The 25,238-nt window shown below is 66.6% G+C and carries 27 protein-coding genes; 1 reads left to right on the top strand and 26 read right to left on the bottom strand.

Annotation, left to right across the window (positions count from 1 at the left end; translation table 11 throughout):
• Nucleotides 1–76 precede the first annotated feature (76 nt).
• Nucleotides 77–703 carry an AbiU2 domain-containing protein gene (locus EJP67_RS16655; RefSeq protein ID WP_126022828.1) on the top strand — a complete coding sequence of 209 codons (627 nt, stop codon included), beginning with the start codon at nt 77–79 and terminating at the stop codon, nt 701–703.
• Here EJP67_RS16655 and EJP67_RS16650 read toward each other — a convergent pair.
• The 26 genes from EJP67_RS16650 to EJP67_RS16525 all read right to left on the bottom strand — a co-directional run bounded on the left by EJP67_RS16650 (nt 700) and on the right by EJP67_RS16525 (nt 24,929).
• Nucleotides 700–1,734, bottom strand: coding sequence for a hypothetical protein (locus EJP67_RS16650; protein ID WP_126022827.1), 1,035 nt, complete (start codon nt 1,732–1,734; stop codon nt 700–702). The two genes, EJP67_RS16655 and EJP67_RS16650, sit on opposite strands and share 4 nt — an antisense overlap.
• On the bottom strand, nt 1,731–3,551 hold the full coding sequence (locus tag EJP67_RS16645; RefSeq protein ID WP_126022826.1) for a hypothetical protein: 1,821 nt from the start codon (nt 3,549–3,551) through the stop codon (nt 1,731–1,733). Before EJP67_RS16645 ends, EJP67_RS16650 begins: the two co-directional genes overlap by 4 nt.
• A gap of 10 nt (nt 3,552–3,561) precedes the next feature.
• Nucleotides 3,562–5,097 carry a hypothetical protein gene (locus EJP67_RS16640; RefSeq protein ID WP_126022825.1) on the bottom strand — a complete coding sequence of 512 codons (1,536 nt, stop codon included), beginning with the start codon at nt 5,095–5,097 and terminating at the stop codon, nt 3,562–3,564.
• Complete coding sequence (locus EJP67_RS16635) at nt 5,094–5,759, bottom strand: hypothetical protein (RefSeq protein ID WP_126022824.1); 666 nt, start codon at nt 5,757–5,759, stop codon at nt 5,094–5,096. Before EJP67_RS16635 ends, EJP67_RS16640 begins: the two co-directional genes overlap by 4 nt.
• A gap of 4 nt (nt 5,760–5,763) precedes the next feature.
• On the bottom strand, nt 5,764–6,198 hold the full coding sequence (locus EJP67_RS16630; RefSeq protein ID WP_240650683.1) for a hypothetical protein: 435 nt from the start codon (nt 6,196–6,198) through the stop codon (nt 5,764–5,766).
• 11 nt (nt 6,199–6,209) lie between these two features.
• A complete protein-coding gene (locus EJP67_RS16625) occupies nt 6,210–6,710 on the bottom strand; it encodes a hypothetical protein (RefSeq protein WP_126022823.1) in 501 nt (166 codons plus the stop codon).
• Nucleotides 6,707–7,969, bottom strand: a complete 1,263-nt coding sequence (locus tag EJP67_RS16620; RefSeq protein ID WP_126022822.1) for a hypothetical protein — start codon at nt 7,967–7,969, stop codon at nt 6,707–6,709. The genes EJP67_RS16625 and EJP67_RS16620 overlap by 4 nt, the downstream gene beginning before the upstream one ends.
• Nucleotides 7,966–8,664: a phage adaptor protein gene (locus EJP67_RS16615; protein ID WP_126022821.1), complete on the bottom strand. Its 699-nt coding sequence runs from the start codon at nt 8,662–8,664 to the stop codon at nt 7,966–7,968. Before EJP67_RS16615 ends, EJP67_RS16620 begins: the two co-directional genes overlap by 4 nt.
• A 12-nt stretch (nt 8,665–8,676) precedes the next feature.
• The gene (locus EJP67_RS16610; protein ID WP_126022820.1) at nt 8,677–9,465 is read right to left on the bottom strand and encodes a RyR domain-containing protein; all 789 of its coding nucleotides are present in this window, start codon (nt 9,463–9,465) and stop codon (nt 8,677–8,679) included.
• 71 nt (nt 9,466–9,536) lie between these two features.
• A complete protein-coding gene (locus EJP67_RS16605) occupies nt 9,537–10,049 on the bottom strand; it encodes a hypothetical protein (protein ID WP_126022819.1) in 513 nt (170 codons plus the stop codon).
• Between the two features lie 76 nt (nt 10,050–10,125).
• Nucleotides 10,126–11,412, bottom strand: a complete 1,287-nt coding sequence (locus tag EJP67_RS16600) for a N4-gp56 family major capsid protein (RefSeq protein ID WP_126022818.1) — start codon at nt 11,410–11,412, stop codon at nt 10,126–10,128.
• 26 nt (nt 11,413–11,438) lie between these two features.
• Nucleotides 11,439–12,437: a hypothetical protein gene (locus EJP67_RS16595; RefSeq protein WP_126022817.1), complete on the bottom strand. Its 999-nt coding sequence runs from the start codon at nt 12,435–12,437 to the stop codon at nt 11,439–11,441.
• A gap of 137 nt (nt 12,438–12,574) precedes the next feature.
• Nucleotides 12,575–13,060: a DUF2514 family protein gene (locus EJP67_RS16590; protein ID WP_126022816.1), complete on the bottom strand. Its 486-nt coding sequence runs from the start codon at nt 13,058–13,060 to the stop codon at nt 12,575–12,577.
• Nucleotides 13,057–13,608 (bottom strand): lysozyme, encoded by a 552-nt coding sequence (locus EJP67_RS16585; protein ID WP_126022815.1) that lies wholly within the window; start codon nt 13,606–13,608, stop codon nt 13,057–13,059. Before EJP67_RS16585 ends, EJP67_RS16590 begins: the two co-directional genes overlap by 4 nt.
• Nucleotides 13,605–13,931: a hypothetical protein gene (locus EJP67_RS16580; RefSeq protein WP_126022814.1), complete on the bottom strand. Its 327-nt coding sequence runs from the start codon at nt 13,929–13,931 to the stop codon at nt 13,605–13,607. Before EJP67_RS16580 ends, EJP67_RS16585 begins: the two co-directional genes overlap by 4 nt.
• Nucleotides 13,928–14,347, bottom strand: coding sequence for a hypothetical protein (locus EJP67_RS16575; RefSeq protein ID WP_126022813.1), 420 nt, complete (start codon nt 14,345–14,347; stop codon nt 13,928–13,930). Before EJP67_RS16575 ends, EJP67_RS16580 begins: the two co-directional genes overlap by 4 nt.
• Nucleotides 14,347–14,685 carry a phage fiber-tail adaptor protein gene (locus EJP67_RS16570; protein ID WP_126022812.1) on the bottom strand — a complete coding sequence of 113 codons (339 nt, stop codon included), beginning with the start codon at nt 14,683–14,685 and terminating at the stop codon, nt 14,347–14,349. The genes EJP67_RS16575 and EJP67_RS16570 overlap by 1 nt, the downstream gene beginning before the upstream one ends.
• A 9-nt stretch (nt 14,686–14,694) precedes the next feature.
• Nucleotides 14,695–16,923 (bottom strand): LamG-like jellyroll fold domain-containing protein, encoded by a 2,229-nt coding sequence (locus EJP67_RS16565; protein ID WP_126022811.1) that lies wholly within the window; start codon nt 16,921–16,923, stop codon nt 14,695–14,697.
• 9 nt (nt 16,924–16,932) lie between these two features.
• Nucleotides 16,933–17,340, bottom strand: coding sequence for a hypothetical protein (locus EJP67_RS16560; protein ID WP_126022810.1), 408 nt, complete (start codon nt 17,338–17,340; stop codon nt 16,933–16,935).
• Nucleotides 17,341–17,394: 54 nt separating this feature from the next.
• Entirely contained in the window at nt 17,395–19,713 is a 2,319-nt protein-coding gene (locus tag EJP67_RS16555) for a portal protein (protein WP_126022809.1), read from the bottom strand.
• Nucleotides 19,714–19,722: 9 nt separating this feature from the next.
• Nucleotides 19,723–21,261, bottom strand: a complete 1,539-nt coding sequence (locus tag EJP67_RS16550; RefSeq protein WP_240650682.1) for a terminase — start codon at nt 21,259–21,261, stop codon at nt 19,723–19,725.
• On the bottom strand, nt 21,251–21,859 hold the full coding sequence (locus tag EJP67_RS16545) for a hypothetical protein (protein WP_126022808.1): 609 nt from the start codon (nt 21,857–21,859) through the stop codon (nt 21,251–21,253). The genes EJP67_RS16550 and EJP67_RS16545 overlap by 11 nt, the downstream gene beginning before the upstream one ends.
• A gap of 119 nt (nt 21,860–21,978) precedes the next feature.
• Nucleotides 21,979–22,524: a hypothetical protein gene (locus tag EJP67_RS16540; protein WP_126022807.1), complete on the bottom strand. Its 546-nt coding sequence runs from the start codon at nt 22,522–22,524 to the stop codon at nt 21,979–21,981.
• The gene (locus EJP67_RS33815; RefSeq protein WP_206169509.1) at nt 22,521–22,832 is read right to left on the bottom strand and encodes a hypothetical protein; all 312 of its coding nucleotides are present in this window, start codon (nt 22,830–22,832) and stop codon (nt 22,521–22,523) included. Before EJP67_RS33815 ends, EJP67_RS16540 begins: the two co-directional genes overlap by 4 nt.
• Nucleotides 22,801–24,651, bottom strand: a complete 1,851-nt coding sequence (locus tag EJP67_RS16530) for a toprim domain-containing protein (protein WP_240650681.1) — start codon at nt 24,649–24,651, stop codon at nt 22,801–22,803. Before EJP67_RS16530 ends, EJP67_RS33815 begins: the two co-directional genes overlap by 32 nt.
• Complete coding sequence (locus EJP67_RS16525; RefSeq protein WP_126022806.1) at nt 24,648–24,929, bottom strand: hypothetical protein; 282 nt, start codon at nt 24,927–24,929, stop codon at nt 24,648–24,650. Before EJP67_RS16525 ends, EJP67_RS16530 begins: the two co-directional genes overlap by 4 nt.
• Nucleotides 24,930–25,238: the final 309 nt, after the last annotated feature.

The raw sequence follows: 25,238 nt of genomic DNA, 5'->3' as shown, positions 1-25,238 counted from the left end.
CAAAACTCTACTGGGGTGCTTTGAATAAGTGAAATGCTAGATTCTTTACTCCTCAACCGCTACGAGGCACCAACCGATGTCCATCAGTCTTCTCGATCAACTTGAAACCGTCTCCGCCAGACTTGAAGAGACGCTCTCGGCCTTCCAAATCGCCAAGGTCGTTAACGAGGAAGCCAATGCTGAGGCTAACGCTGCATTGAACGCAGCGATCAACCAACGTTCGCTTTTTTGGACAACAGTGATGAACTCCGCTCAGTCGACGTATTTCATCGGCATGTTCGCTTTACTCGACACAGACAAGGATTCGGCATCGCTCTACTCTTTGATCCAAGAAATTGAGAAGACCAATCCAAATTCGATTCCTGCAGATCTGAAACCCTCGCTGGCAACAATCAAAACTCGGTATAAACAGTTTCGCCACAAACTGTTCGGACACAACGATAAGAATCGGGAGGCGTTTGCGCAGCGCCTGAATGCCGCAGGATTTACATGGACCTCCATCGCGGCGGACATGGGCACCCTTGACCATGCTTTCAAAGTCCTGCATGAACTCGCAAAGGGCCGGCAAGTTCCGGCCCCAGCCGATTCGCAAAAGATGCGTTTCGCCTACAACCTCGCAGTCGAAGGCGTAGTCGAGCACACTCGCGCTCTTCTTCTAGATGTAAGCACAACTCATGGTGCGGCGCAAACCCCAACCCGCTAGAACGAGCTCGAATCCTGCCCGCTGATGCTGGCGCCCGCGTTGATGCCGTTCAGGGAAGCCGCCGCCACCTGCGTGGTCGAATTCAGCGCGGCTATTGCGGCCTGCACCCGATCGCTCAGCGTCTGGTTCTTCGAACGCAGATTCGCCTCGTTGCCGGACTGCTTGATCTGCGCGTCGGCAATGGCCAGGCGCACGCGCGGCTCCAGCGCAGCGCTCTCGGCCTGGTAGAGCGCGACCAGGTTGCGCGCGAGATCGCTGCGCACGCTCACCATGGCGGTGGCGAGGCTCGAGGCGACCTGGTCGCCCTGCAGCAACGTGCGGATGTACTCGCCGGCGCTGGCAATGGCCTTCGTCCACATGTCCAGCGCTTGCCCGACCGCCAGCCGTGCGTTTTCGAGCTCGGCGCGGAAGGCCTCGATGCTGATGTCCCGGCTCTGCTCGGCCAGCTTGTTGCGCATGTCCTGGCGGATGAGTTGCACCTGATGCACCAGCGCGCCCGGCGGCAGCGGGAAGCCGCGGTTGGCGAAAGCCTGCATGGCGTCGTTCTCGGCGCGCATCGCCTCCATGTTGAGCCGCGCGCGGCCGCGCTCGTAGATTTGCGCCTCCACCGCCGCATTCACGCCGGTGCCGCCGGTGGTCAGCGCGCGGTTGATCCAGGCGATGGCGTTGTCGAAGTACGAGCGGTCCGGGAAGTAGGTCTGCAGGTAGTCGACGTAGCCCATGGTGATCTCGTCGTGGATCTCGGCGCGGGCGTCGTCGAAGATCGCCTTCGCGTCGGCCGGGTTGTTGTCCGGCAGCACGGGCTTGATCGGCATCACGTAGCTGGTGTCGAGGTCGATCAGCGGCACCTGGGGCGCCGGGTCGGTGATCTCGATCGCATCGTCGGCCCGCGCCGAGGCCGCGTTGAGCAGCAGCACGGCGTTGCGCCACTTGCCGTTCATGACCTGCGAGACGACCACTGGCGCGCCGGCACCGCCGGTGCTGGGATCGGGCACAGAGACGAGGTCGCCGGGATTGATGGGCGTGGTCATGGGCGGGTCTTTCGCGACAGGGTGGCGACGGAGAACTCGAGGCTGTCGATCTCGAAGTCCTCACCGTTTTGGTTGTAGAGCACGGGCGTCAGGTAGTTGGCCTTGAGACCCTTGCCCAGCTTGAAGCGGTGCTGGCGCAGCTGCTTAGAGCAGCTCTCGGCCTCGTACAGGAACTCGTCGTCGAGCAGGGCCACCTTCAGCACCATGCGCCCCTCTGAGGCGACACCAGCGAAGGCCTCGGCGATGGTCTTCTCCTGCGACGAGCCGAAGTCCAGTTGCCCCGGGCAGATCGCAGCCTGGATCGGGGCGCCGGCATCGCTGTCGCCCTCCAGCAGGAACAGGCCGCCCAGCTTGGCGCCGTAGTAGCGGTCGCCGATGCGCGCGAAGCTGTTGAAGCCGTAGTTCGCGTAGCTGGTGCTGCCGTAGCCGGCCATGTTGACGGCGTGCACCTCCAGGCCGGACCCGGGCGTCGTCAGCGGCACGTCGAAGATGAAGCCGTCGCGGATGTCCACGATCTCGACGCCGCCGGCGATGCTCATCGGGATGTCGAACCCGAAGGCGTCGCGCATGTCGGCGACGTCGACGGTGGTGCCCGTCATCAGCACGTCGAAGCCGAAGCTGTCCCAGGCGTCGGCCTGGTTGAGCGCGGTGGCCAGCATCGGCACATCGAACACGATGCCGTCGAGCAGGTAGCGCATGGTTGCCGATTCGACGCCCAGCGTGCCCACCGCGGCCGGCGCGACGCCCAGGATCTGGCCGCCGTCATGGTCGGACAGGAAGCCGCTCGGCGCTGGCGCAGCGGCCGTGCTGGTGAAGACCTGCCCCGAGAGCACGTTCATGGCGCCCGCGGCGGCGGGCATGGTGCCGATGATCTTGTTGTTGGAGTCGATCACCGGCGTACCGCCGTACATCGCGCCTTCCAGCGGCGGCATCTCGCCGGCGATCTGGGCGGTGTCGGCATCGGCCAGAAAGCCGGCCAGCGCGGGCAAGGTGGCGCGGATGCCGTTGCCCACACCCAGGAAGCCCACGGCGGCCGGCATCTCGGTCACGAACTGGGCTGTGGTGCTGGTCTCGCTGAGCAGGCCCTGCGCGCCCGGCATGGTGCCGACGATGCCGCCCGAGCTGTAGACCGCGATCGAGGGCTCGTCGATGCTGTCGCCGGAGCTGAAGAGCGCCGCCGCCATGAAGAGGTCCGCGCCCGGCGGCACGGCCGAGGCCTCCGACGCGAAGGGTGTCCCGTTCTTGCGGTACGTGGCCAGGCCGCCCGCGGCGACGTCCATCTGGAACTCGTCGCTGGACAGATACGAGGTTAGAAAGGTGCCAGTCAGCGAGCGCACCGAGCCGGTGTTGAAGAGCAGGCCGTGCAGGATGTGCCCATAGCCCGCCGGCGGCGCGCTGGCCTCGCGGGTGACGCCCACCACGGCGCCCATGACAGCCTGCGGCACCACGTAGGTAATGCGGGCCCCGCCGCGCGCCGCTTCGATGGAGTGCGCGAAGGAGGTCCAGCCCTGCGGCGGCACATCGACGGCGAAGGCAGGCGAGCCGATCACCTCGGCCGTGGCCGGATGGAAGACCTCAACGGTGTAGGTGTAGGGGGTCAGCGGCGACAGGTTCACCGGGTAGTTGGGGTCCCAGACGGTGCTGGTGCGGCCCGTCACCGGGTCGGTGGTCGTAACCCAGGCGCCCTTCGAAGTGTTCGGCGGGCCGACGCGCACGGCGGTGCGGGACTCGGTGCTCCAGTACGCCGGGCGCGCCGGCTGGTACGGCACCTCGGGCACCGTGTAGCTGTAGCCGTTTCGGATCAGTTGGTTCGTCATGGGCGAGGTCTCAAATCGGTGGGGCAATGCGGCTGTCCGATGCCCAGGGCGTGCCCGGTGTCGCGCCCGCGGGCTGGCCGTTGCGGCGCAGGAAGGTGAGCGCGGCGAAGTCCTCGAGCTGGAACTTGCCGACGTCGCTCACCGGCGCCGCAGCGCGGTCGGTGAGCACCGCCCTCTTCTGCCAGGTCGCACCGCGGTCGCGGGACTCGAAGAGCGAGTGGGCGCCGTCGTACATCGGCGCCACGATGATCCCCGGCGCGATCGCGGACACCATGCCGATTCGGTAGTTCGGCTGGGGTGCCGGCGGCATGGTGGCGATGGAGACGCCATCGGGCGTGAACAGCAGCACCGGCGGCTCGTTCTGGATGTTGGTGTAGACCGTGGCCAGCGGCCGGGTGACGACGACGGCGCCGCCCTCGACACCGACGCAGCCGCCGCTCCAGAACGCCAGCGCGGCATTCACCTCGCCGTCGAACAGCGTCAGCGTGCTCAATAGCGTGCGGGCGTTGGCGTCGATGATGCCGAGCTTCACCTTGGCCTTCAGCACGAAGTCCGCGCCCGGGTTCGGCGCATAGGGCACCACCACGTAGGCCAGTGCGCGCGAGGCGTTCAGCGGCGCCGCGTAGAAGCCGCAGGCGTTGACCGCAGTGTTGAACATCGTGGCATACGACGGCACCGGCAGCGTCTGGATGGTGTCGAAGAACTCCTGGAACAGCTCGGTGCTGCTGGCCTCGTTCCAGGTCGCGCCAGCGTCATCGGTGAACTGGAAGACCAGGCCGGGGCATGCGGCGGCATCCACGCTGGAGCCGCTGTAGTGCGGCCGGAGGTAGGCGCCCATGAAGACGTGCCGGCCCGGCGCGATGCGCGCTGGCGCCGCGTAGGTCGCCAGCTGGTTCGGCATGTAGAGGGTGTCGCCGAGCACGCGCGTAGTGCCGTCGTCGCGTAGGAAGGCGTGGTAGTGCTGGCCGCTCGGGTCCAGGCTCTGGTAGACGTAGGCGGACTGGAATTTCCGCGCCCCGGGCGGCCCGTAGACCTCCCCGGGCACGAACGTGAACTGGGTGCCGTACTCGAAGGGCGCGAAGGCCGTGAAGTCGTAGAACGCGACGAAGCGGCGGCCATCGCGGGTGCGGTAGGTCTGAAGCTTGTAGGCGTTGCAGGGCTTGCCGTCGAAGTCGGTGGCCGTGCCGAGCAGCGTGGAGGTGGTGTCCAAGCCCAGCCCGCGGCCGTAGTAGCGGATGCGATCGACGCCGAGCAGCCCGTCGTCGGCGATGAAGGTGCCGCGGTCGGTGAAGCGCCCGCGCGCGGTGGCGGAGCCCACCACCCGCTTCTCGCCGTCGATCATGCCGATGCTGTAGAAGCCGTCCTCGAGCGTACCCTCGCGGGTGACCTCCAGGAAGTCGCCGCGCTTATGAGCAACGACCTGGCCGCCGGTCTCAGGATCGAAGCGACGTTTCTTCAGGTAGGGCACCGTCGACGATGTGTCGAGGAAGGTAGCGTCCTTCCCGCCCTGACCGCTGAAGCCGTCGCGGTACTTGACGGGCTTCATGCGACCTCGCGGGTGTTGACGAAGTTGGTCCAGAAATCAGGGGTTGCCGGCGGCGGGCCCGCGGTGTCGATGCGCATGTGCAGCGCCGCCCCGCCGGCGATGCCGGTGTTGGAGCGCTGGATGTCGATGCTGGGGATCAGCTTCGCGACGGTCGGCGCCTGCGGGATGGTGCCGCGCAGCACCCCGGCAGTCCAGACCTCGACCTCGCCGGCGCCCTGGTCGACGCGCATCTCGAAGTCGCACACGGTGCCGACACCGCCCAGCTGTGTCCAGTCCACGGTCTCGATGCTGCCGCTGATGCTGCACAGGAACTGCACGAAGTACTGCGAGCCGGAGCCGGGTGTCAGCGTGAGGCCGATGTAGTCGCCCGACGACCCGCTGCTGGACGTGAAGACCTTCAGCCGCAGGAAGTTCTGCGAAGAGAACGCCGAGGCGGTGTTCTTGATGGAGCCGCTGAGGGTGAAATCGTCCGTGGAGAGGATGTCCGTCAGCAGGTGGATGCCTTCGTCGGCCGCGTTGGCCGACACCACGCAGGCGCCGGCACCGTCGAGCTCGCACTGGCCGGCCGGTGAAAGGCTCGCTCCCCAGGCGCCGCCGGTCGTGACGCGGCCCGCGATGGAGCCCGCCGCACCAACGAAGTCATCCTCGAAGAGCAAAGCCATGGCTTCAGCCGCTCGGCAGCGCCGTGGTGTAGAAATCCACCGCCTGCGGGGCGCCGCTCACCAGCGCGACGCTGGTCAGGACGCCATCGGTGCCGCCGGTGCCCAGCGTGCCCTGGATGCGCTTCTGGCTGGTCGACAGCGTGCCATCGTCGCTCGACAGCACGTGGCGGAAGAACGTGGCGGTGCCGGTCGCGGCGTTGGTGCCGCTCCAGGTCTCGCCGGGCGCCTTGGCCAGCACGCCGCCCGCGGCGGTGGTGTCGTAGTTGATGCCGGCGCCACCGTTCTTGATGGTCACGAGCAGCGTGTTGCCAGACAGCGCGGCGTCGGCGGTCGCCGGCACCGGGCCCGAGTAGATGCGGATCTCGCCGCCGGCCATCGCTGCCTTGAGCGAGCCGGAGTCGAGCATGTAGTTGCGCAGGCCAGTGGAGAGTTTGAGCACGGCGGTTCCTTTCAGGGGGTGGGGGTTGCGGTCGGGCCCGCGAAGATCTGCAGCTTGGAGCCGTTGGCCTGCACCTTGGGCGATGCGAAGCGCACCACGCTGAGCAGCACGCCCGCGGTGCTGCCCTTGGCCGAGGCCGACACCATGAAGGCGCCCATCACCGTCTTGTCGGCGGTGAAGACGAATTCCGACAGGCTGGCGGCGTTGCTGACCGAGCCGCCGGATACGGCGCCCTCGTCGAATTCCTTGCGGGAACCGGTGTAGGCCGTGCATTCGGTGGCGAGGCTGGCGATGGTTGCCGCGGTCTCGCTGCCGTCGGGCGTGTAGTCGCCTTCGTAAAGGCCGATGTACCAGGTCGGCACCTGGGTCACGCTCTTGAAGGCCAGGCCCAGCAGGAAGTTGAGGCCTTCCATGGGGACGCGGTTCAGGCGCGGCGGATCTTCGGCGAGCAGCCGGCCATCCGGGCTCCACGACAGCGCGCGGTAGAGCACGCCAGCTTTCTGGTGGTTCATAGGTCGGTTTCCTTGACGATGGTTTCGACTGCGAAAGATCCCTGCGCCGCGCCGATGGGCCGGGCCGGCTCCTGGCGGGCGCAGAGGATGTGATGGGCGCCGTCCTGCTCGCGGAACAGCGTGGCGCCGGCGCGCGCGGGCCCGAACTTCAGGGCGTTCTCCTGCACGTTAGTGGCGGAGCCATCAGGCGTGCCGATCACGAGGCCGCGCGGCGACAGCCAGAACGCCTGTTGCGTGCCCTGCCCGTCCGGTGTCCGCACCTCGCCGCCGGAACCCTGCAGGCCGCCGTAAGGCAGCACCACGACGGGCGTGGTGTCGAGCAGCCCACCAGCGAGCCAGTAGGTGCGGTCGGCACAGACGAACACGCCGGTTTCGCAAGGCTGCACCACGGTGATCGGTGCGGGGAACGGGATGTAGCCCTTCGACGGGGAAAACAGGCCGTAGTAGTACGGCTCGGAGATCAGCAGCGCGGTGCCGGCGGCCACGAGCAGCGAGCCCTTGTAGTGGCGCACAATCGAGCCCGCGGGCACGTCGGCCAGCAGCAGCGAGCGCAACTCCGGGCCGGTGTTGGTCAGCGCCACGATGTCGCCGCTGTCCGTGGCCGTGGCGTTGAAGACCTCGCCGTTGGCCCCGGTCATGTAGACCACGGTGTCGGCACCGAGGCCTGTGATGCGGATGCCGCTGTTCGCCGGCAGCGTCAGCGCCACCGGCGGTGTCGAGCCGGACTCGCCCAGCGGCCCCAGCTCGGTGAAGGCGACCTGGTAGCGCCCGGCCGGCAGCGCGCCAGCGATGGCCGACACGGTGGGCACGACGACGGGCCGCGGCGTGGCCAGGGGCAGCGCGGTGGTGCCGCGCAGGCGCCCGATACGATGTCCGTTGGACCAGATCACGTCGCCGACGGGCATGCGGGCGTAGCTGATGGGGGCCATCTCCGGCAGGCCGGACAGCACGCTGGTGGGCAGCAGCCCGGAGGGCGTCGGCTCCAGGTGCAGCAGGTCATTGCCGATCGCGCAGTAGCCCTCGGTCTCGTCGCCCCACACCGAGTGTGCGGAGGCGCCGGAGAGCGCGAGGGTGGTGCCGCGGCGGCGCTGCATGTGGCCGCGCCCGTTGAGGTCGATGTTCTCGCCGACGGAAAGAAATGTGGCCTTCGAGCGGTCCGGCAGCGTGCGCGCCAGCTGCGTCGGCGGCAGGCGGTTGTTCAGGCCCGGCGCGAACGAGCCCAGGTTCTCGGTGCGGATGCCAGTTGTGGCCACAGTCACCAAGCCTTGTTGTGGTGCGGCCGGTTGGCCCGCTGATCCTTGCGCAGGTCAGCGTCCGGCCGCAGGCCGAAGTACTGCTCGAAGGCCGCCAGAGCGATCGCCGACTTCTGCGGGTTGTAGACCTCGCTGTCGGGCTTGCTGTAGGCGCGATGCAGCACCCAGTGCACGAGGAAGCGGTGGTGCACCCGGGCGATCTCTGGCGTGGTGCTCTCCGGGTCGCTGTCGGCCGTGATGGGGACCAGCGGCGTGCGGTAGCCTTCCAGCCGCAGGGTGTAGGCGCGGTCCACGATCCCGGGCAGCACGATGCGCGTGTCGTCCTGGATGAACCGTTCGGGGCATCGGCGCTCGTCGCGCCAGCACGGATCGATCGCGTCCAGCTCGTCGCGGTCCGTGATGTACAGATCCTCGACGAATCGCCCGGTGTCGGCGTTGAGCAGCCGGGCCTTTGTGACCTCGAACATGCGGGAGTCCAGCGGATAGGAACTCTGGTTCGCGATCACGTCGATGCTCACGATGGCGAGCGTGTAGTCGTCGAACAGCAGGCGCTTGCGAATGGCCGCTTCCTCTTCGGCCTCACCGAACCAGCGTGCCAGATCCTCGTCCTTGAACAGCAGATCACCATCGCCGCCGCCCATGCTCGAAGGCATGTCGTCGGCGTCGATGCGGAAGGATTCGATGAGCTCGGCGAGGGTCATGGCGCGGCGCTCTTACTGCGGCCCGTACTGGTCGATCAGCGCGATCACCTTCGCGCGGGTTTCGTCCGTGCTCAGGTTGCCGGGCAGCGTCTGCTGGTAGTGGCTCTTGGCGAACTCCTGCAGGCCAGCACGGTTCATCGTGCCGAGCTGCGCCTTGAGCTCGTCCATGCGGGCGACCTCCTCCTCGTGCTCGTTGACCTTCGGCGTCTCGGAGATCGATGCGGCAGCCGCTGCAGCTGCAGGCGACGCGCTGGTGCTGCCCCGCTTGAACACGTCCATGTGCTTGCTCATCTTCGCGGCGAGCGCGGGCGGCACGACCTTGGTCTGGCCCTTCGTCCAGTGCCCGGTCCCGTAGAGGTTGTCGGTGTGCGTCTCGCGGCGGCCGATGTAGGTGACCTCGGTGCCATGCACTTCCGGTGCAGCGTCGCTCGCAGCAGCTGCAGCGCCGGCTTCAGCTGGCATCGACGCCAGGGCATGCACCGTGCCGCGGAACAGATAGTCCTTGGCCTTCTGGTCGGCCGGCAGCTTCTCGTAGGGCATGAAGCACGGGTGCTCCTTCTTGTCGGGATCCTTCACCTTGCCGTAAACCCAGCCTTCGGCGGCCTTCTGTTCGAGCCATGCCTGGTGCGACTGCTCGGGCGTGGCGTCGGGATTGGCCAGGTGCATTTCCACCCCGGCGATGGCGCTCGCGCGCTGCCAGTCGGGTGCGTCTTCCCAGCTGGGCTGCGTGGCGTCCCCGAGGGAGGCGCAATAGGCCCGGTTGACTTCGTGCGCGACACGCGCGATCTGCAGTTTGTTCATGGGGTGTGCTCCGTCGGGTTGAAAAAGAGGCCGAGGCGACCAGCGCCCCGGCCAAGTGGCAACTGCCGGCTTTACAGCTGGCCGCGGTCCACACCCTCGACAAGCACATCCATGGCCGCCACCTTCGCGTTGGCCGCGCCGCCGGTGGTCAGGATGAGGAAGGCATCCTTGGGCAGCGTCACGGGGCGCACAGCGGTGTTGCTGGCGGGGTAGCGGCCGGCAGTGTTGAGAGCGAACGCCGCGCCGAAGTAGTCGTCGTCCTGCGGCACGTAGGGGCGGCTCTGGGCATCCGCCGCCGCCTGGGTGTCGTCCACGCCGTCGGCGTATTCGAAGCCCAGCTTGCCGGTCACGGAGGCCGTGAAGGCGGTCGAGACCAGCACGAGCGCGCCATGCAGCTCGAAGCCGGCCGGGATCTTGCCCAGCCGCACCTTGTCGCCGCTGGCCAGCGCCGCGGTGCTGTCGCCATCGACGACGCCGCCCGACGAGTTGGTGTCCAGCTGGTACTTGTGCACGGTCTTGTTGCCGTACGGCGTGCCACCGAAGATGCGTTGCTGCAGCCCGGTCTTGGAAGTAACGGTTGCCATGGTGTTGGCTCCTTCGAATTGAGGTAATGAGGTGGCTGGTGAGCGCGATGGGCCGGGTTTCCCCGGCCCGGCTGCATCAGTTGTCGGCAGCGGTGAGCGGCACCGCCGTGTCGATGGCGATCACGCCGTTGTCGGTCGGCTGCACGCCGTCGCCGTAGTCGACGTCGAAGCGGATCTTCGACTTGCCGCCGACGGTGCCGATCAGGATCTCGAGCTTGTCGTCGTGGTCGAGCTCCTTCTCGCTCCAGAAGAACGGGTTGCCCGAACGCGACTTCTTGCCCCAGGCCTCGCCCAGCGCCTGGCCGCCCAGCAGCAGAGCGCGGTCGACGGCGAAGGTCGTGCCGAAAGCGGCCGGCACCACGTCGGTGCTCGTCTCCGTCTCGCTGGTCAGGCTGGCGCAGTAGCGCAGCGACTGGCCGGAGTAGAAGCGGATCGGCTTCGGCATCTTGATGAGAAGGATGCCTTCCCACAGGCCTGCGTCGCCGGTGAAGATCGGGTTGTTCTTCGCCTGCGAGGCGCGCGCCATGGCGGCGACCTGCAGCTGGCGGAAGTTGCCCGACTTCTTGAACGACATGTACTGGTTCGGCGACAGCAGCAGCACGCGCAGCGGCACGTCCTCGGCGCCCTGGTCGCCGTCGAACTTCACGGCCGACGGCGGCAGCGCGATGGTGTCGACCACCGTGCGGATCGAGTCGACCACGTCCATGTTCATGGTGTCGGTCGTCGCGATGTTGAGCTCGCCGGCCGTGGCCGTGACACGCTCCAGGCCCGTGCCCGTCGAGAAGTAGTGGCGGTTGCGCGTGGGCGCCTTCACCGGGTTGATCATGATCTCGGGGAAGTCCGGATCGGTCGCGAGCGGTACCGTCCATTCCACGTTGTTGTGGAAGCCGCGCGCGCCAGCCAGGTGCACCAGGGTGCGCTGGTCTTCCAGCCGCATCATGTAGCCGGCGGCCTGGGCGCGTGCCAGCGTGCGCATCTGGTGCGGCGTGCGCTGCTGCGTCATCTCATCGCCAGCGCTGATCGGCTTGCGCGTCTGGTTGATGCGCAGCTTGTCCTGGTCGAAGTCCATCTTCTCGCCGCGACCCTCGGCCATGCGCCCGCCCATGATCGGCTTGCCCTTGATCGGGTTCACGAGGTCGAAGGTCACTTCGTCGCCCGCGACCTTGGACAGGTCCATGCTGCGCACGATCGGGTAGTCCGCGCTCGATTGCACGCGCAGATTCGCTTCAGCATCACTCTGCGTGGGCATCGGTCCAGCCAGGCGGCCGAGGTTGGTGGGGCGCTGCATGGTGGCAGCGAACAGGCCGACCGACTGCGCCTTGAGCGCGAGCGGGCTGCCGTACGGGATGTTGGTCTGGGACATGTGAGAAAACTCCGGTGGTGTGTGGGTCAGACGAGGCGACGGACCATGGCCTCAATCTCCGCAGGCGTCTTGCCCGCGAACTTCGTCATGAGGTCGTTGGTCGACATCTCCGCTATCGCGCCGGCTTCGTCGTGGTGCGCCGCCGAGCCAGCCGGGATGTCCGACAGACTCGATGGCGGCTTCGCCTGGGCCTTTGCGATGACGGCGTCGACCTGCTTGGACACATCCACGGCCGGGGCCGCAGCAGGCTTCGCAGGATTTGCAGTCCGGTAGGTATCCAGCATCTCCACCACCTGGGTCGCGGTCCCCTTCTCCAGCACGACCTTGTAGGCGTCGCGCACGAATGAGGGCTGAGCGTCTACCCACCGGTTGAACTCGGTGCTCTCGACGATCGAACCCACGTCGGGGTGCTTTGCGGTGATGGTGCGGAAGTGCGCCTCGGCGGCCTGAGCCGCCATGTGCTCCTTCAGCGGCTCCAGCTCGGCGGCCATCTCGGACTTCGACTTCCCAGCAGCTTCCGCCGCCAAGATCTGCAAGCCCTTCTTGATGGCCTCGTCGGAGTAGTCGCCGAAGATGCTGCCCGCAGGCTCGGCCGATGGCGTCGCAGGTGCCGCAGCGGCGGGGGTTGCAGGGGCTTTCGCCAGCAACTCCGCCATCTGTGCCCGCAACTGATCGGCTTCCGCCTTTGCTGCGCGCTCCGCTTCTCGCGCCTCGACCAGCTTCTCGTAGCCGATGGTGTGAACACCATCTTTTGCGAGGATCACCGGAGTCGCCTCGCCGGCTGGCGGCGGGGCGGCCTCGGGGGTCTTCGCTGGTTCTGGCGCGGGAGTAGATGCAGGCTTCCCCGCAGCGTCGTCCGGTGCATTGTTCGCGTCGCTGCCGGCGGCGGGCACGCCGGTATCCGCTGGCTGGCCGGCCGCGGTATCGCCCTGATGGCCGCCCGTGAGGAGCTTGGCCATGTCTGCGTCGCTCACGTTGCCGTTGGCATCCGCGTGCGTTTGGATGAACTGCTCGATGTCTTTCATTGCTTCCATTTCCTTGCCACATGTCGCCGTGGCCGCCGAAGGTCTTGGGTGCTGCGCCGGGATGGCTCAGCTGGAAGCAATGGTGTCGGGCGCGCGCTATATCAGCGAACCCTAGTGGGGGGACGCGCGTGCGCGCCCTACTTCGTCAGCGCGTCGTAGGAGCGCTCGCAGGCAATGCCGGCAATCCGGAGCCGGTCAGCGTATTCCGCCAGCTCTCCCGCGCGTTGATCAGCCCGGCCGAGCACGTCAACGAGCAGCCCGAGGGGGTCGTCACCAGGCTGGCGCGCGCTTGCGGTGGCAGGGCAGGAATTCGCGCGGGCTCGACCGGCGGCGCTGGTGGCTGCACTGCGCACGCCGTCAGAAGCAGCACGAGCAGCGGGAAGGCTCGCATCAAGAGCAGCGGTTTGAGTCTGGGCACTGTCGGCCTCCTTCGTGACGGCCGCGGTGCGGCGCTGTTCTTCGGTGCGCTGGGCGCGCTCGGCCAGGCGCTGACTCTCGGCGTCGACTGCGCGGCGTTCGGCGGCGGCCTGCTGCAGCTCGGACACGCGCACCGTCTGCAGGCCCAGCAGCGCCAGCAGGACGCCCACGAGCAGCAGCTTCCAGTTGGCCAGTGCCCAGGTCATGGGAACTTCGCCAATGCTGCGGCAATGGCGCTGCGCGCGTCGCCGCCAAGGAACACCAGCCGCTCAGCCTCGCGGCGGCGATCGAGCCCCTTCATGCGAACGCCACCCGACATGTTCCAGCGCGGGAACTGCGCGGCCGCGCCAGCGAAATCCCCGGTGTTCAGAACCCTCACCAGCGTGGACTTCGACAGCGCGTCGACCCCGGCGTTGTAGAAGATCGAGACGAGCGCATCGAACTGGCGCTGGTTCACCGGCACTTTCACGGCAGCTCGCACGGCAGGCTCGAATTCCAGAGCCATGCGGCGCGCGAAACGCTGGTCGGCCTCCTGCTCGGTGATGGTGAGACCTTCGACCACGTCGGGCCCGGTGTCGCCCCAACCGATGGTCCAGGGCGCACCGCTGAGCTTTCGGCACTCGGATGGCGGCTTGCCTGCACGCATGGCCTTGGCACGCGGCGAACCCGGGTCAGGGTAGGCTTCCAGGCGTAGCTGCTCGAAGTAGTGGCACACCGCGGTGCCGTCTGGCCCGATGCGCAAATCGTCGTTCATTCGGAGATCTCCGGTATGTCGCTCAGCGGCGCTCTGTCCGTGGCTTCGTCTGGCGCCATATCACCAGCCCATGCCCGCGCGCTGCAGAGCAGCACCAGGACGAGCCCATACATGAGCAGCAGCATCCCGGGGCCGGGCCATTCACCGATGAGGGGCAGCAGTGGCACCGTAAAGCCGATGCCAGCCCAGATCGCGTATTCCACGACCACGGGCCAACGGGTGTTCTTCGGCATGGCGTTGAGCCGGCAGGAGGCGATGAAGAAGATGGCGCCGCAGGCTGGCCACAGCGCCACGGCGTAGATGCGAGCGAGATCCCATGTCATGGCGTGTCCTTTTTCGTCGGCTCTTCCTTGCTGCCGCGCACCAGGTCGATGGCGCGAAAGAGCACGCGCACGATGGCCCGCAGCAGCGCGGGCCAGTCGTCACCGACAGCGCCCACGAGCAGCGCCACAGGAGTGATCAGCACGCGCTCGGTGAGCGAGCTGTAGTAGCTGCTGCCGATGCCCGCCAGGCTGACGGTGATGAGCACGGCCAGCCCAGCCACGCGCAGGAAGTACCAGAGCGCGGATAGCCGGTTCGTCTTCTCCCTGCGCTTCAGGGCGAACGATGCCCCGATGACCGAGGCCAGCACGATGACGATGTACGGCCCCACCACGGCGGCGACGTTGGGCGCGTACACGAGGCCCGCGAGGAAGATGCCGAATCCCACAGCATCGGTAACGGACGTCTGCGGGTTCATCAGCGCTCCAGGATCTTGAGGAACACGGACCGGTCATCGATCCGTGGCGGGGTGTTGTTGGTGGTGATGCGGCAGGTCACGCGCAGCTTGTTCGGGCCCGTCGCCGGCTTCGTGCCGCCGGACAGCCAGACCGTGGCCGAGGTGGCATCGAAGGCCTGGTCCACGATGGTCAGCGACGGGTCGACGACGAACTCCGCGCTCGCGATCTGGTCGTCGCCGTTGAGCGCGAGCCACGCCGTCCAGTCGAAGGGGTAGTCGAGCACCGCGTCGGGGTCCTTCGCGATGACAAGATCGCCGACCCGATCAGCGACATAGGTTGTTGGTTTCTGGTTGGTCATGCTCTTCTTTCAATCGGTGAACGCTGCACGTCTTTTCTCGGCCGCGATCAGGAAAGCACGGCGTTCTGCGGTGATCACGTAGGTGCGCTCGTTTCTCGTGAAGGCCATGGGATTCGCGAGCAAGGCGTGTTGTGAAAACGCCCCGAGGACTTGGGCTGCACTGACCTGCGGCACTTGAATTTCGCTGGAAGCTACGGCGATCTGAGCCACATTGCCCAGAGTCTGGGCAGCGGTGGCCGCACTCCGTGCCTGGGCCGTGGAGACTGCGAGGAATGCCTCGAGTTGCTGTGCGGCCGCAATGCTCGCGGCCGTAGGGCCAACTGTCGCCACCTGTTGGAAGCCCTGCAGAACCTGGCTTGCGCTGGCCGATGACACCACAGAGGCCTGGGACACCTGCAAGAAGGTGCCAATTTGCTGCGCCGAAGTCAGGCTCACGCGGGCCGCCGCGTTGCTGGCCTGCGAAAACACTGCCATCGCCTGAGCGGCTGCCGATCGCGCACTGACGGCAGCGGATGCACTCTGCAGAAAGCCATCGATGCTCTGGGCGACCGAGGCGTTGCGATCAGCTGGGTGCAGCACCAATGCAGCCTGAGTGAACGGGACAAGCCCTTGCGGACCATCGACAGGGAACTCCTGAGGAGGCGTGAATCCGCTGGGGTATCGCACACCGCGCCCAGCGCGAAAGCTGCGCATATAGCCGCTGAAGTCCCGGTCGGATCTAAACGGGTCTACCCCGAGCCAGAAGCCGCTGGTGTCGACCACTGGAGTGATGCCGGAACTCAGGATTGCATCGAGCACGCCATTGACGAACAGGCGCATCGAGCCGTTCGGCGTGATGTCGCTGTACAGGTGCGTCCACTGGTTGAGAGGAATCGTGGTGGTCCCGATGGCAGGAATATCGCTGCCGGTGCCGCACTGCTGGTAGGCCACCACTGTCGAGCCGTTCCAGTACAGCCCCATCACGAAGCCCTTGGTGTAGTCAGAGCCCGACCCCGCGCGATAGATATACGTCACCAGGTTGCTCGGCGTCGGGAGCACAGTGGGGTAGATCCATACCTCGCTGTGTACCGCGCCTGCACTGGCATCCAACCCTGCGATGAATGACGTCTGCAGATAGTCGCCCCCGCCGTCCAGAAGGAGAGCGGGTCTTCCGCCGGGGCTGTTCGAAAGCTGCGCCTGATTGAAGGCCGTCCAGGAGCGTCCTGTATCGTCCAGCGTGACGGGGGACTGCAGGAACCTCAGCAGGGTCTCCACCTGCCCTCGGATTGGATCCTGCGTCTGCGAGACCGTGACCGCTATCGAAGCAGCCTGGGTGAAGGCACCAAGCGTCTGACCTCCCTGCAGCCGCGGCGGACCGATCCAAGCATTTTGTGCGAAGACCGCCAAAACCTGCTGCACAGTCGGAGAGCCCACCGAGGCATCGATCTCGTAGTCGATGAGCTTGCGCAGATCCGCGAACATGGTGCCGTCCGACGACGCGCCCAACGCGGTGCTGACTCGAAGGCCGCCAGTGGGCAGGCGCCACATCATGGAGACGCAGGACTGTGCGGCCGCCGTATAGCCAGTCTTGCCGAAGACCATCTCGGGAAAAGCGGGGTAGGAAGAGGTTCCCGCCTTGTCGATGGTGTGTGTGACGTTGTAAGTGCGCGCGTTGGAACCAGTGACCACCATGGTATGGACTTGGGTGCCAGCGACTGCCGCATTGAGCGGTTGCCCTGCCACGGCGAGCATCAGCTTCATGACGTCGGCGACGGACAGCCGCTGCGAAGCATCGAGCCCATACGCATCGTAGAACCCGGCAGTCGACATTCCTAGGGCCGCGGCCTGCGTGTTCATCTCGCTGACAAAGCGCGCGGTCGGATCGCTGCCGCCCCCTCCTCCAGCGATGATCACTGCGCCAACGCCACGTGCGATCGCGTTGGCCGCGTCATTGCCTGAAGGCAGCAACGCCCCGTAGAGCAGGTGCCGATAAGTCACAACGTCGTTGACCTGCAGTCCTGCTGTGTTCCCCCCGATGGTGGTGTCAGCTGAGGTCACTGTCACCATGTCGTCGAGATGGCCGTCATCGATCCATTGCCGCATGACGTAGGCCGTCATCAGCTTGGTGAGTGACGCGGGTTGCTGAGCTGTCGAGATGTCCTGCGAGAACCCGTAGGTGGTCGCATCGGCGGTCGTGCCCGCGCGCACCGACGCGATCGTCGGCACGACAGGGCTGCCAGGGACGTTCCGATCAGCCATGAGGAGCGTTTAGGCGCCGGGAGCGGTGATCGTCCAGCTCGTGATCTGCACGCTTTGGCCCGAGGCGATGCTGGTGTTGTCGATGGTCATGTCGCCACCACCGCCCGTCGCCGTGACGGTCCCCTGCATGTGGGTGGTGGTACCGGCGTTGTCCTTGAACCGGTAGTGCGCGGCTGTACCAGTAGCGCCAGCAGTGGCAGTCTTCGGAAGGCCTGTGAAGGTCTTCACTCCGGCTGATGCGGCCGAAGCCCAATCAGAATCGAGGGTGAACTCGGCCAGCAACGTGCCGCTATCGGCTGCTGCACAGTTGGCGGGCTGAGCACCGCTTCTGATCTGCACCTTTACAGCGGTGCCAGCCGTGGTTTCGATCTGGTCAAGTAGCGCGTTGCGCAGCGCCGTGCTCATCTGGATGGTCATGGGAGGCTCCTTGAATGCCGACATGGTGTCGGCCAAAGAGCGCCCACACGAACCTTACTGGGGTGCTGTCGCTCCTGCCGGCAGGTTGTCGCTGGTGCGCAAGGTCTCGCTACCGGTGCCCGCGCCCTGGTCTGGGCTGAGCGGCTGCTGCGGCACTGGCGGTTGACCCGGGCTCGTGTTCTCCTGCACCGGTGGGATGCCAGCCGTATCGAGTACCGGCGGCGCAGCGCCGGCCGCTTCGAGGTTCGGGTCGACACCGCCCGGCTGCGGCGGCTGGTAGCCCGCGGCCTCGACCACCACGTCGGTCACAGGCGCGAGCGCCGGGTTCATGGCGATGGCTGCGGCCGTCTGGTTCCCCGAATACAGGCCGTCGCCGGTGATCTTGAAGGTTTCGGCCAGCACCTTGCGCACCTGCGCGTCGATGAGCTCCTGCGGGAAGCGGCGGTCGAGCTCGGCCAGCTTGAGGTCACGGGCATCCTTCATGCGCGCCTGGTCGACGGCCTGCGCAATGCGCTGCTGCACCTGCGCTTCTGCATCCTCAGGAGAGGCGCTGCCCATGGCCTGGCGCACGTCGCGGATAACGTCCTCGCGCATCTCGGTCGGCAGGTCCATGAGCGCCATGAGGTACGGCGTGAGCACGCGCTGCACCTCGGGCGGCGACGACTTGAAGGCCTCGGACATGGCCGAGAGCTGCTGGCTGCGGTAGCTGGGTGTGCTGGGCACGTCGTTCAGCGCCACCTTCAGCTTCGTGCGCTCCACGTCGTTGGTCAGAAAGTCGATGCCGTCCTCGGTAGTCGGCTGGTTCAGCACGATTTCCTCGACGTCGCGCAGCGGGTTGCCCTTGATCGTGACCTTCTCGGGCTTGCCGATCATGTCCTCGACCAGCAGCGACAGCAGCAGGTCGCCGACGGTCGCGCGGCCCACCGCGAAGTTGTCGTTGAGGTCGGCCAGGCCCTGCGTGCTCTGCTCGACCTGCGTGGCTTCCTGCACGCCTGATGTCGCGTTGCCGCCGCCGTACTGGAAGCTCGCCGAGACGTTGCTCACCCGCTCGATCGCGACGCGCGCGTCCTGCAGGATCTTCCACTGCTGGTCGTTCAGGGCGAAGTCGCGCTCGACCTTGAAGGTCGCGCCGGGCTTGGCCATGTGCTCGGCGTTCAGCACCACATCGGCGTCGATGCGCGCGATCTCCTGGCGGAACTTGCTGTCCGAGCCTTCCACTGCGCCCTTCGTGCGCGTCGTGCGGACCGCGGAGACGCCCCAGCGCAGCCGCGCGTTCATGGCGTTGATGTTGTCCTGCGAGTAGATCATCCCGCGCACCAGGCCGTAGGGCACGCCCGTGCGGTCCTCGCGGAACCCCCAGAACGGCACGTAGGGGAAGTTCTGGTGCCGGTACGGCGTGGGCTCGTCGCTCAGCTTGTGCGGGCCCAGCCAGTAGGCGCGGCGCATCTTCGGCACCACGGCCCACTCGGGCACCGTGGCACCGATGGCGACGAGCTGCGCGTGCACCGCGTTCTTTTTGTCGAACTCGACCACGCGGCCGTCGGGCGTCTTGAGCACCAGCATGCGCTGCCAGCGGCGATACCAGACCTCGAAGAGGCACACGCGGCGGCGCGTGGTGTCGCGCCACTGCTGCTCCTCGATGCTCCAGCCGCGCTCCGCATCCCAGGCGCTGGCCAGGCCGGTGTCGGTGCCGCCTTCCAGCACGCCGAAGCCGTCGGCGAAGTTCGGCCAGCCGCCCACGGCCTGCCCGATAAGCGTCTTCTTGCCGGGGAACATCAACTTGGCCTGCGAGCCGGCCGTCCAGAGCCGGCGCACGAGCCAGCGAGCGTTCGACAGGTCCGATTCGACGCCGTCGAGCATGTCCCACCAGATCTCATTGCGGTGGATCGCCTTGCAGCGGTACGGGAACTGGAAGGGGTTTGGGTTGCGCGAGACCTCCACCCAGCCCAGACCCACGCTGATCTGCGAGCGGTAGGCGTCCGAGCACGCCTGATCGGCCTTGCTGTGGCGCTCGGCCTGGTTCAGCTTGAAGTTGAGGGCGCGCGCCACTGCGTCGCCGTCCGGGTTGTCGCTGTCGGGCATCACGCGCCAGTCGGCCCGGCTCTTCGCCTCCAGGCCGCAGACCGACTGGATGGCGGGGCCGATGACCGGCTCGATGGCCGGCGGCATGCCCACGGCCTTCAGCTTCTGCACGACCTCGCTGCTGAGCTGGTTGCCGTCCACGTACTCCATTTCCTTGTCGGCCCGCGCGCGCCAGGGCGGCTGCTCCTCCATCTCGCGAAAGATGCGCGTGAAGTCTTCCAGCGACAGCTCGCCGGTATCTTCTTCGGTCTCAGGCTGGGGGCCGTTCAGCTTGGTGGTGTCGACGTTCATGGTGTTCCTCTATCGCCAATCGGGAGCCTCGCGGCGTTCTTCGGTCTGAATGCTGGTGTCGGGGATGCCGGAAATGAAGGTCTGGGCCACCGCGTCGCCCTTATCGGGGGAGCGGCCGATCTCTTCCCGGATCTCGTCCTTGTCGCGCATCTGGAGGGCGGCGAACTTGCCCATCTGCACGACCTTGTAGCGAACCGAGCACAGGTCGACGAGGAGCTCCGGGTCCGGCGGCAGGTAGATTGGGTCTTCGGCGGTGGGGTCCAGCGCCTCGCGCAGGCGCCAATACATCTCGGCGCGCTTGTTGCGGAAGCGCAGGTTTCCGTCCTTGGTCATCTGGCCGCTGGCCTCGGATCCCACCACGGGCACGCAGACCACGCCCAAGCCCTCCAGCGAGTCGAGCGCCGACGAGCCCACGCCGATGGCGTCGACGCACACGGGCGCCCGGTCGCGCAACAGCGGTGCGATGAATGCGGCCGCCTTCGGCCCGGTGTTGGTGACGATGCCCGGCGCTTGCACGAGCTCGTCGAACCACTGGCCATGCCGGCGCGCGGCGGTGCTCTGGTCGATGCCGCCGCGGGCGACGTCGAAGCCCAGCGCGGTCATGCGCTCCTTCTTGTCGCGGGCCTTCCAGCGCGCCTGCGCGGCCTTCACCCAGTCGGTGGGGATGGTCTGCCACACCGGGTCGCTTCGACCGGCCAGGAAGTCGCCGCGCAGCATCTGCGAGCGCAGCGGCTCGGGCAGCGCCTGCAGCGTGGCCTTGTAGCCCGTCATGCTCAGGTAGAGGTTGTCGTCGACGCTAGAGCGGATGAACGTGCGGCTCTTCGCCGTGACCGGGACCGGGTCGCCCTCGATCGGGTACTGGCCGGGCCCAGGAACCTCCTGATCCTTGCCGGCGCCGTCGGTGATGAACCAGCGCAGCTCGCCCGGCTTGGCGGGGTTCGGGTGCTGCGGGTCCAGCCACGGTCCCCAGAAGCGGATGACCCATTCGCCCTCGCTGCTGGTGGGCGGGTTGCCGGCGCAGATCACGCGCTGCCGGATGTTCGGGTTGTCCGAGCGCATCCAGCCGATGAGGGTGCGGAACTGCAGCTCCAGGAAGTGGGTGATCTCGTCGAAGCCCTTGAGGTCGTGCGGCCGGCCTTGGTACTTCATCCAGTCGTCGGGCTCCTTCACGCTGCCCAGCTCGAGCACGCGGCCGCCGGGCAGGCGCCATACGCCGATCGTGCTGTTGTAGCCGTGGCGCGTGCCCAAGATCTTGGTCATGCGCTCTTCGATACCCACCAGCTGCACCGACTCGCGCCGGAAGATGATGCTGTGCTCCTGCGTGGTCAGCGCAGCGCCCAGCAGCAGGTCGGTCTTGCCGCCGCCGGCCTGGCCGCCGTAGAAGATGATGTCCGCCGGGCTGTTCAGCGCTTCGGACTGCGGCCCGATCTGCGGCATCCACAGGGGCAGGCCCTCGGTGAGCAGCGCATCCAGCTCGGCGCGCTCCTCGGCCGTCAGGTACTTCATGGCCTCGGCGATGGCCGCCGGGTCGGTGATGTCAGGCAGCACCAGGGGTCTCCGCTTGGCGCCGCTGCATGGCCAGCTGCAGGATCGCCGCGGCGCGGCTTGCTCGCTCGGCATCGGTCAGGGTGGACACGATGCCGCCCTCGTCCGGGACGATCTTGTCGATGCCGTAGGCCTCGCGCTGGCCACGTCGCAGCCGCTCGTCGATCTCGGAAAGCGTCTTCAGCGCAGAGATGCGCACGGGCAGCGGCAACGGCTCAGGAGCCTTTTCGCCGTCGGCGGCAGGCATGGGCAGGGCTTCCAGCTCACCCAGCTGCTTGTCCCGCAGCTCAGCCAGACGCCTCAGCCCGGCGCGGTGGGCCATCTGGACGTCGAACAGCACCTGCGCATTCGCCTCGACCACCTGGCGTTCAGCCACTTTGGTTCGCGCGCTAACCTCGGCACTAACCGCTGCCGCACTAACCTTCGCGTCTGCCTTGGCTTGGATCTTGGCCTTGAGGTCACGAGACCAGCCATCGCGTTTCGCACGCTTGATGATTGCCGCATCGGACACATCGAACTCGCTGCCGATGTCCTTGAGCGAGCGGATGCCTGCCCGGTACTGGAGTTCAACCGCTTCCCAGTCGACGACTTTGCGCGTCATAGCGTGGCCTCGATGGTGGGCCAGTGGGGAGAGCTGGTGCTGGTCGGGTCGCGCGCGTCTTGCATGGACCGGGATGATTCCCGGGCGCGCGTGCGGGCGCGAACCTTAGTGGGGGGCGGTCAGAACAGCTCGTCCTGCTTCGGAATCTTCTGCAGCCGACGGATAGTCTCGTCCTGCGCCTCGGCGCGGCGCTGCACCGCTTCGAGCTGGCGCTGCAGGTGCGCCACCATGTCGGCCAGGTCGCGGGCGTTCTGGATGCCGGTCATTTCGGCGGCGCGGCCGGCGAGCATGCTGCCGAGTTGGCGCTCCTCGCTCGGCACGAGGTCGACGACGTGCTCGCCGATCTCCAGCTTGCCCATGCCATTGGGCAGCCGCGTGAGGGAGATGGCGCGCGCCGGCGGCAGTTGCTCCACCGGTTCGACGATGCCGGGCGCCACGCGGCGCAGCTTGCCGTCATCGATCGCGCGCTTGATGTGGTCGTCGACCACGGCGTACGACAGCTGGGTGATCTCGACCACGACTTGGCGCGTAGCCATGCGGCCGGCGGCGTGCAAGTCGATGATCGTCTGCATGACCAGGTCGCCGGTGACGCCCGGCGCGCGGCGCTCGCGCGGAAGCGCGGCCTGCAACACAGGATCTGGGAACCAGGTCACTGTCTGGCTCACGCGGAGGGCTCAGAGGGACGGGTTTGCGCTATGCCCGCGAGCACAGCCGCAGCAGTCTCCCGGGCATGGATCACCGGCCTCAACGCGTCCGCCGCTGCGTCAACGACTTCGCGATTGCCGAGTTCGAGGACGACGTAGTCCGAGCTCCGATCCTCCGCAAACGCCTTCCGGTTCGCGTCGAGCATCCGCGCCAAAGGCTCGATGTGAAAAGCGTTCTGACGCTGGCTCCAGAGCAATACCCAGCGCTCGAGCATGTCGCCATGCGAGTTCCGGTCTTCAACGCCAGTGGGTTGAGTCTGATTGGTCATACAGCTCCCGTTCATTCTGTGTTGAAAAGTCGACAAAGCGTAGCGGGAAGCGCCGCTGGCTGGTGCGGTACTGCATCGAGGGCTTGTCGAACCAGAGGACCTGGGTGTAGTCCTGCACACCGTCCTCGCGCTGCTTTTTCAGGATCAACTTCGCGTCGATGTCGCCCTGCATCGTCTCCCACGCGGCCACCGCGTCAGGGTCGTTGGGGTTTGCGGGTGCCTCGTCCTTCTGGGCACGCCAGATGGAGAACACATTGTCTGCGCCGTTGACGATGCCGCCAGCGCCAGCCACCTCCATCTTTCCGGGCGCCTCGGCCTCGTCGCGCAGCTTGCGCGGATGGGCCACGAGGTGGACGTGCACGTTGTGCGTCTTCTTGAACGACACGAGCTTCTGCACCGCTTCGTTCTGCTTGGTGATCGAGCCGGGCCCATCCTGGGGGACATCGATCATCATCAGGCTGTCGATCACGAAGTGCCGCACGCCGTAGCGACGCGCTGCATAGGCGAATACCTCCAGCAGCCGATCCAGCTTCGCGACGCCCACCAGGTCGAAGATCCAGAGCTTTTCGCGCAGCCACGCGCCGACCGCTTGGATGTATTCCCGCGTGGGACGGTCCAGGCCCGTGGCCTGCTTGTGGATTCGCTTCAAGTGGCGAGCAGCGCCCATTTCACCCGAGAAGATCACCACTCGCTCGCCCTGCAGCATCAGGCCCAGCAGGATCTGGTCGAGCATCAGGCTCTTTCCGTGCCCGTTGATGCCAGTCCAGCAGGTGTACTCGGCCATGCGGAAGCGGAACCAATCCAGCTCCTTGTCGATGTACAGGGCCGGCGCGACAGGTGTTCCCGGCGGCGGATAGAACAGCTCGACAACCGCCTGCGTGTAGTCGTCAGCGTTGCGCAGCTCGTCGGGATCGAGCGGGCGAGCATCTTCCATCGCCTGCTGAAAATCGACCGCCTCAGCGCCGTCCTGCAGCCACTGGTTTGCATCCTTGGCACCGAGGCGGACGCGGCGGCATCGCTCGATGCCCAGACGGTTGATGACCTCGGCCGCGCCCTTGTCGCCGGCCTCGTCGTTGTCGAAGCAGATCAGGATGTCCTCGAAGCGCTCCAGCTTCTCCCAGTCCACCTCGATCCACTGGTGATTCCCCGCGCCCTGATTGACCGACAGCGCGGGCACGCGCATCTGATGCAGCGTCATCGCGTCGATTTCGCCCTCGGTGATCGTGACGGTGCGCGCCTTCGGGTCGATCAAGTGCCAGCCGAACAGGCAGGGCGCCGCGCCGGCTTCTTGGCGCATGTCCTTCTTCTCGTCGGCGTTTCGGTACTTGATGTTCAACACCTCGCCGGCGTCATCGACGTACGGGAAGACGGCGTAGGCCTTGCCGCCGCGCAACTGCTCGCCGATCTTGAAAGCCGCCAGCGTCTCCGGCAGCAGACCGCGACCGGTCAGCCATTCATGAACCCGCTGCCTCGGCGTCTGGCATTGCGGCTTCTCGGGCTTACGAAACGTCTTCGCAGGCGGCTTCGGCAGGTCGTCGCGAATTCCCAGGTGCCGCTTGATGTCCCGCAGCGCCTCAACGACGGATTGCCCGCGGCAAGCCATCCACAGATCGATCAGGTCGCCGCCCTCCCCGCTCGCGAAGTCCTTCCACACGCCGGCCTTGTGGCCGCGGATGGAAACCGAGAGGCTGTCGCCCGGCTCGCCGCTGGTGTTGCCGGCCTTCCATTCGCTGCCACGCTGCTTACCCTGAGGCAGCAGCATGCGTGCGATCTCGAGCGCCTGGCTGGCCAGCATGTGCTTCAACTCGGTGACATTCACGCGCTGGCCTCCTGCGCGATGCGCTTGCCGTCGCGGAACTCGCGGAAGTTGCCGATGTGACAGCGGGCGTTCTGAGCTTCGCCCGGATGCTCGAAGCCGGCCACCTGCCACCACCGTTGCCCATCTGCCGTCACAGGCGCGGCCTTGACGTCCTCGGCGCCTTCCCAGCGCCGGTTCCGGATGTAAACGAGGGGGGCCGGGATGTACGCGCCCCCGTCCTTGGTCCAGTCCCGCGAGGCCTTCATGCGCTCGATGTGCCCGATGATCGCGTCAGCCATTTCTTCGCAGTCGTGCTTGCGCCAGAGCTTCAGGCATTCACCCTTCTCGCCTTTGCGGTGATGCGACGGCCAAACGGCCCACATGCGGACGAACCCAGGCGGATAGTCCGACTTGGGGGGCTTGCCCCCCGAAGAAGGTTTCGGAGACGGAGACGGAGACGGAGACGGAGACGGAGACGGAGACGGAGACGGAGACGGAGACGGAGACGGAGACGGAGACGGAGACGGAGACGGGGCACTGCCAGAATCTGCCACTGGCAGTGCCAACTGCGTGCCCGTAGCAGTGCCACTGGCACTTTCTGGCAGTGC

This window comes from Variovorax guangxiensis, assembly GCF_003952165.1.
GTDB lineage: Bacteria > Pseudomonadota > Gammaproteobacteria > Burkholderiales > Burkholderiaceae_C > Variovorax > Variovorax guangxiensis.
Note: the sequence above shows the minus strand (reverse complement) of the source record. Positions and strands in the feature narration are given on the sequence as shown.

Excerpts from the sequence above, each read along its gene's own strand:
- EJP67_RS16595 (WP_126022817.1), bottom strand. The coding sequence starts at position 12,437 with ATGAAAGACATCGAGCAGTTCATCCAAACGCACGCGGATGCCAACGGC.
- EJP67_RS16645 (WP_126022826.1), bottom strand. The coding sequence starts at position 3,551 with ATGACGAACCAACTGATCCGAAACGGCTACAGCTACACGGTGCCCGAG.
- EJP67_RS16545 (WP_126022808.1), bottom strand. The coding sequence starts at position 21,859 with ATGACGCGCAAAGTCGTCGACTGGGAAGCGGTTGAACTCCAGTACCGG.
- EJP67_RS16575 (WP_126022813.1), bottom strand. The coding sequence starts at position 14,347 with ATGAACCCGCAGACGTCCGTTACCGATGCTGTGGGATTCGGCATCTTC.
- EJP67_RS16565 (WP_126022811.1), bottom strand. The coding sequence starts at position 16,923 with ATGGCTGATCGGAACGTCCCTGGCAGCCCTGTCGTGCCGACGATCGCG.
- EJP67_RS16615 (WP_126022821.1), bottom strand. The coding sequence starts at position 8,664 with ATGACCCTCGCCGAGCTCATCGAATCCTTCCGCATCGACGCCGACGAC.
- EJP67_RS16580 (WP_126022814.1), bottom strand. The coding sequence starts at position 13,931 with ATGACATGGGATCTCGCTCGCATCTACGCCGTGGCGCTGTGGCCAGCC.
- EJP67_RS33815 (WP_206169509.1), bottom strand. The coding sequence starts at position 22,832 with ATGACCAATCAGACTCAACCCACTGGCGTTGAAGACCGGAACTCGCAT.
- EJP67_RS16555 (WP_126022809.1), bottom strand. The coding sequence starts at position 19,713 with ATGAACGTCGACACCACCAAGCTGAACGGCCCCCAGCCTGAGACCGAA.
- EJP67_RS16655 (WP_126022828.1), top strand. The coding sequence starts at position 77 with ATGTCCATCAGTCTTCTCGATCAACTTGAAACCGTCTCCGCCAGACTT.
- EJP67_RS16590 (WP_126022816.1), bottom strand. The coding sequence starts at position 13,060 with ATGACCTGGGCACTGGCCAACTGGAAGCTGCTGCTCGTGGGCGTCCTG.
- EJP67_RS16525 (WP_126022806.1), bottom strand. The coding sequence starts at position 24,929 with ATGGCTGACGCGATCATCGGGCACATCGAGCGCATGAAGGCCTCGCGG.
- EJP67_RS16585 (WP_126022815.1), bottom strand. The coding sequence starts at position 13,608 with ATGAACGACGATTTGCGCATCGGGCCAGACGGCACCGCGGTGTGCCAC.
- EJP67_RS16625 (WP_126022823.1), bottom strand. The coding sequence starts at position 6,710 with ATGAACCACCAGAAAGCTGGCGTGCTCTACCGCGCGCTGTCGTGGAGC.
- EJP67_RS16635 (WP_126022824.1), bottom strand. The coding sequence starts at position 5,759 with ATGGCTTTGCTCTTCGAGGATGACTTCGTTGGTGCGGCGGGCTCCATC.
- EJP67_RS16650 (WP_126022827.1), bottom strand. The coding sequence starts at position 1,734 with ATGACCACGCCCATCAATCCCGGCGACCTCGTCTCTGTGCCCGATCCC.
- EJP67_RS16570 (WP_126022812.1), bottom strand. The coding sequence starts at position 14,685 with ATGACCAACCAGAAACCAACAACCTATGTCGCTGATCGGGTCGGCGAT.
- EJP67_RS16560 (WP_126022810.1), bottom strand. The coding sequence starts at position 17,340 with ATGACCATCCAGATGAGCACGGCGCTGCGCAACGCGCTACTTGACCAG.
- EJP67_RS16605 (WP_126022819.1), bottom strand. The coding sequence starts at position 10,049 with ATGGCAACCGTTACTTCCAAGACCGGGCTGCAGCAACGCATCTTCGGT.
- EJP67_RS16600 (WP_126022818.1), bottom strand. The coding sequence starts at position 11,412 with ATGTCCCAGACCAACATCCCGTACGGCAGCCCGCTCGCGCTCAAGGCG.
- EJP67_RS16610 (WP_126022820.1), bottom strand. The coding sequence starts at position 9,465 with ATGAACAAACTGCAGATCGCGCGTGTCGCGCACGAAGTCAACCGGGCC.
- EJP67_RS16640 (WP_126022825.1), bottom strand. The coding sequence starts at position 5,097 with ATGAAGCCCGTCAAGTACCGCGACGGCTTCAGCGGTCAGGGCGGGAAG.